We start from the raw sequence: 4,392 nt of genomic DNA on the forward strand, positions 1-4,392 counted from the left end.
CTCTTGAGCAACCCTGTCTCGGTGCCGATCACCTGCACCTGGTAGGCGCGCGGCAGCCCGAGCTGGCGGGCCGCCTCGGCGAACACGTCGGCGGGGCCGGCGACGTCGAGCAGCTGGACACGGGGAAAAGCAAGGATCGCGACACGCATGGCGGTGAAGGCTCGGTGATTGGCAGAAAACGTCGTGCCGCGGCGCCCACGGCCCGAGCAGTTTGGCAGAAACTGTCCGTACCCGCAAATTCAGCCAACGAGGCCATCATGCAGAACGAGTCATTGAATCCGCCCTTTCCGGTGTTCCACGCCGCAAGCGAAGCTTCGCTGCGCAACCTGCCCGTCAACCTGTTCGGCTCTGTCATGGGGCTTTCGGGGCTGGCCTTGGCCTGGCGGCTGGCACATGGCAGCCTGGGCGCGCCGGCCGTCATCGGCGAGGCCATCGGCGCCTTTGCGCTCGGCGTCTTCGTGCTGCTGGCGCTGGGCTATGCGATGAAGCTGGCCAGGCATCCGCAGGCCGTGCGCGGAGAGTTCAATCACCCGGTGACCGGCAACTTCTTCGGCACCATCGTCATCTCGATGCTGCTGCTGTCGGCCGTGATCGCGCCCTACAGTGCGTCCGCCGCGCACGCGCTGTGGACCCTGGGCGCGATCGCGACCTTCGTGCTCGGCTTCGTGGTGGTCTCGCGCCTGCTCAGAGGGCAACTGGATGCATCGCATGCGGTGCCGGCCTGGCTGATCCCTGGCGTCGCCACGCTGGACATCGCAGTGACCGCCGGGCACGAGCCGTCCATGGCCTGGGCCGCAGAGCTGAACCTGCTGGCAATGGCCGTGGGCGCGGTGCTCGCACTGGTGCTGCTCGTGCTCATCGTCGGCCGGCTGGTGCACCAGCCGCCGCTCGCGCCGGCAATGACGCCCTCGCTGATGATCCTCGTGGGGCCCTTCGCGGTCGGGTTCCTCGCCTACACGAACATCACGGGCAGCATCGACCGCTTTGCCGCGCTGCTCTTCTACTTCGCGCTCTTCATGTTCGCGGTGCTTGCGCCGAAGGTGTTCCGGCCCAGCATCAATTTCTCCGCGGGATGGTGGGCGATCGGCTTCCCGATGGCCGCACTGGCCAACGCGGCGCTGAAGTACGCGCAACTGCGGGCGACCGCGCCGCTGTGGACCATCGCGGTCCTGCTGCTCGGGATGCTGACCGTGGCACTGGCGGTGCTCACGGTGCGCACCCTGCGCATCGCGTTCAACGGAAAGCTGTTCACCTGAGCCAGGGCTTCCGGGCGCACACCGGCCACGAAAGCAGCAATGCCCGCTAATCCAGCGGCTCGAACCCCGGCGCCTGCTCCATCTCTGAAGGCTTGTAGATCTTGTGCTGCGCCGCAGTGCCGATGGCATCGGCAACCACCAGCAGCCGCCAGAGCGGCTCGCGCGCCGAGCTTGCGCGTTCTTCGTCCGTGAGCCGGAAACTGGGCACTCCGGTGGACGTGCCCTTCACCACCACCCTGAGAAGCTTGGCGCCCTTCGCGTTCGACACTTCGAGGTCGTAGCCGAGCTTCTGGCCAGTGACGTCCTCGGCGTTGTAGCCGTAGCCCTTGAAGTGGCGCATCACGTAGTCCATGGCGGCGGCCTGGACCTCTTCCCGCGAGGCCGACCGCTCGGCAGCCGCAGCGCCCGCATCGGCGGCCGCAGCGACCGGCACGCTGCCCCGCGCCTTGGCCGCCTGTATCTCCGCTTCGCCAGGCACCCAGCCGCGCGGACCTCGCACCAGGATCGCGAGCTGCTGGTCGGAATCCCAGCTTGCAACATGCCATTCGGCGTCGTCGCGCACGCGCGTGGAGACCTTCGCGCTCTTGTTGCTCTCGAGCTCGGCAATGGCGACGCGGTTGGTCTGCAGCACGGCACGGAAGCCCTGGCCCGCATCGACGGTGCGCTTGAGCAGCGCACGGCGGTCCTTGGCGCGCTGGATCTGCTGGGGGCTGCGCACGCCGCCGCCGACGCGGTGCTGCGTGTCGAGCGACTCGAGGCAGAACCAGTGTCCGCCGGCGCCGATGTTCACGAATTCGGCCCAGATGGTGGCAATGACGTTGTCGCCCGTTGCAAGCCAGGCGTGGTCGAACGGCTTTTCCCGCGCATCGAAGACGCCCATCTTCGCAACGATCTCGACCGGCGTAAGCCGCGGTCCGGAAAGCCGCATCTCATCGATGACGGCGAGCACTTTGGGGTCGACTTCCTTGTCCATTCAGCGGGGTCTCTGGCGAGTTGGGGGGTGGGAGTATGCCGCATCGGCGGAGGCCCGGCTTTCGTGCCGGCCAATGCCGCGACGCTAGCTTCTCGCCGGCTTCTTCTTCACGCCCTTGCGTACCGGCCGTTGCCGCAGGCCTGAACTCGAGCCCCGCAACGGCCGGGCCGGGGCCACGTCGTGCTGGCTCGCCCGCAACTTGAAATCGCAGGTCTTCACGGCCAGTTCGACGATGCGTGCCAGCGCAGGACTGGAATTGTCGCTCCGATAGACCGCGCTGTAGACCAGCGGTGGCGGCATCGGGTCGCTCTTGACGATGCGCAGCAGGCCGCTCTTGATGTCCGGGCGCACGTAGTCGAGCGCTTGCTGGCTGATGCCGAAGCCGCTGATCGTCAGCTCGCGCAGGACGGTCGTGCTGTTCGTCAGCATGACCTTGCCGAAGCGGAACCCGTGCTCCGCGCGCCAGGCCTCGTAGAACTTGTTCTTCGAGGCGCCCGCGGGCTGCTCGATCACCGGATAGTCGGCAAACTCGTGCGGCGCCAGGGCTCGTTGCGGAATGCCGAGCCGCGGGCTCGCGATCCAGGCCTGGTCCACCTGCCCGACCTTGATCGATTCGAACGCCTGGCCCCAGAAAGTGCCCGGCATGATGGACAGGTCGAGCTTGTTGGCCTCGAGGCGCTCGAAGAGCGTCAGCCCCGCGTCCACCACCGGCTCCAGCGTCACCTGGGGGTGCAGCTTCTGAAGCAGCTGGATCAGCCGCGTGAGCCACGTCATGGCAATCAGTTCCGTCACGCCCACGCGGAAAGTGCCGCGCAGCGTCTTGTCCACGCTGATGTCGTGCTGGATGCGCTGCCACAGGCGATGGGCTTCCTCGGCCAGCGGCAGCAATTCGCGCCCGGCCTGGGCCAGTTCCAGCCCATGGGAGGTGCGGTGCAGCAGCGTCCCGCCCAGCGACTCCTCGAGTTCGGCCAGGCGCTTGGAGATGGCCGACTGCGTGGTGTGCAGCTTCACCGCCGCCGCGCTGAAGCTCTGGAGCTTGGTGCTGAAGAGAAAGGCCTCCAGCTGCTTAAAGGTGAAGTTCATTCCAATGGAATGTAAGCCCGATGCTCCGCAGGAAAAAAAGGAATACCCGGATCCTCCGATTTCTCGTTTGTCCCGCAGCGCATGGCCTTTGATACTGCGCCCATGCTTCATATCGCTCCCCGGCTCCATCGCATCAAACCCTCTCCCAGCTCCATGGCCGGCCAACGTGCGCGCGAACTGCGCGCCTTGGGCCGGGACATCCTGAGCCTGACCGCCGGCGAGCCCGACTTCGAGACGCCCGAGCACATCAAGGAGGCGGCAATCCGCGCCATGGCCGCCGGCCAGACCCGGTACACCGACGTCGGCGGCACGCCGGCGCTGAAGGAGGCCATTGCCGCCAAGCTCCGGAACGAAAACGGCCTGGATTACGCGCCGGGCGAAATCATCGTCGGCACCGGCGCCAAGCAGGTGATCTTCAATGCCCTCATGTGCACGGTGGCCGCGGGCGACGAGGTCATCGTGCCCGCCCCCTATTGGGTGTCTTACCCGGACATCGCCCTGCTGGCCGGCGGCGTGCCGGTGTTCGTCGACTGCCCGGCCGCCAACCGGTTCAAGCTCCAGCCCGCGGACCTCGAGCGCGCCATCACCGCCAAGACACGCTGGCTGATGCTCAACTCGCCGAACAATCCGAGCGGCGCCACCTACACGCGCGCCGAGCTCCAGGCGCTGGCCGAGGTGCTGAGGCGCCACCCCCAGGTCTGGATACTCACCGACGACATCTACGAGCATCTCATCTATGGCGACGTCGAGTTCGCCACCATGGCCCAGGCGGCGCCCGACCTCAAGGACCGCACCCTGACGGTCAACGGCGTCTCCAAGGCCTATGCGATGACCGGCTGGCGCATCGGCTACGGCGCGGGTCCTTCGGAGCTGATCAAGGCGATGGTCAAGCTCCAGTCGCAAAGCACCTCCGGCCCCAACTCGATCGCCCAGGCCGCGGCCATCGCGGCGCTCGCGGGCCCGCAGGACATCGTTGCCGCGAACCGGCGCGAATACCAGCAGCGCCGCGACACGGTGGTTGCAGCGCTCAACGCCATCGACGGCATTCATTGCCAGGTGCCCGATGGCGCCTTCTACGTC

4 protein-coding genes are annotated in these 4,392 nt (G+C 67.0%); 2 read left to right on the top strand and 2 right to left on the bottom strand.

The features are described 5' to 3' along the window. The first annotated feature begins 257 nt into the window (after positions 1–257). The gene (locus tag AC1DOC_RS21245) at positions 258–1,256 is read left to right on the top strand and encodes an SLAC1 anion channel family protein (RefSeq protein WP_015865847.1); all 999 of its coding nucleotides are present in this window, start codon (positions 258–260) and stop codon (positions 1,254–1,256) included. Between the two features lie 46 nt (positions 1,257–1,302). Here the strand turns inward: AC1DOC_RS21245 and AC1DOC_RS21250 are convergent, their stop codons facing one another. Continuing rightward, a complete protein-coding gene (locus tag AC1DOC_RS21250) occupies positions 1,303–2,229 on the bottom strand; it encodes a protein NO VEIN domain-containing protein (RefSeq protein WP_015865848.1) in 927 nt (308 codons plus the stop codon). An 84-nt stretch (positions 2,230–2,313) separates the two neighbouring features. After that, positions 2,314–3,312, bottom strand: coding sequence for a LysR family transcriptional regulator (locus AC1DOC_RS21255; protein WP_015865849.1), 999 nt, complete (start codon positions 3,310–3,312; stop codon positions 2,314–2,316). Between the two features lie 102 nt (positions 3,313–3,414). Between AC1DOC_RS21255 and AC1DOC_RS21260 the strand changes: the two genes are divergently transcribed. Next, positions 3,415–4,392: pyridoxal phosphate-dependent aminotransferase (locus AC1DOC_RS21260; protein WP_478130431.1), on the top strand; the 978-nt coding region annotated here is incomplete at its 3' end.

The sequence above is a fragment of the Variovorax sp. 01T439_2 genome (assembly GCF_056398445.1).

Coding starts and splice junctions, on each gene's coding strand:
- AC1DOC_RS21255 (WP_015865849.1), bottom strand. CDS start 3,312: ATGAACTTCACCTTTAAGCAGCTGGAGGCCTTTCTCTTCAGCACCAAG.
- AC1DOC_RS21250 (WP_015865848.1), bottom strand. CDS start 2,229: ATGGACAAGGAAGTCGACCCCAAAGTGCTCGCCGTCATCGATGAGATG.
- AC1DOC_RS21245 (WP_015865847.1), top strand. CDS start 258: ATGCAGAACGAGTCATTGAATCCGCCCTTTCCGGTGTTCCACGCCGCA.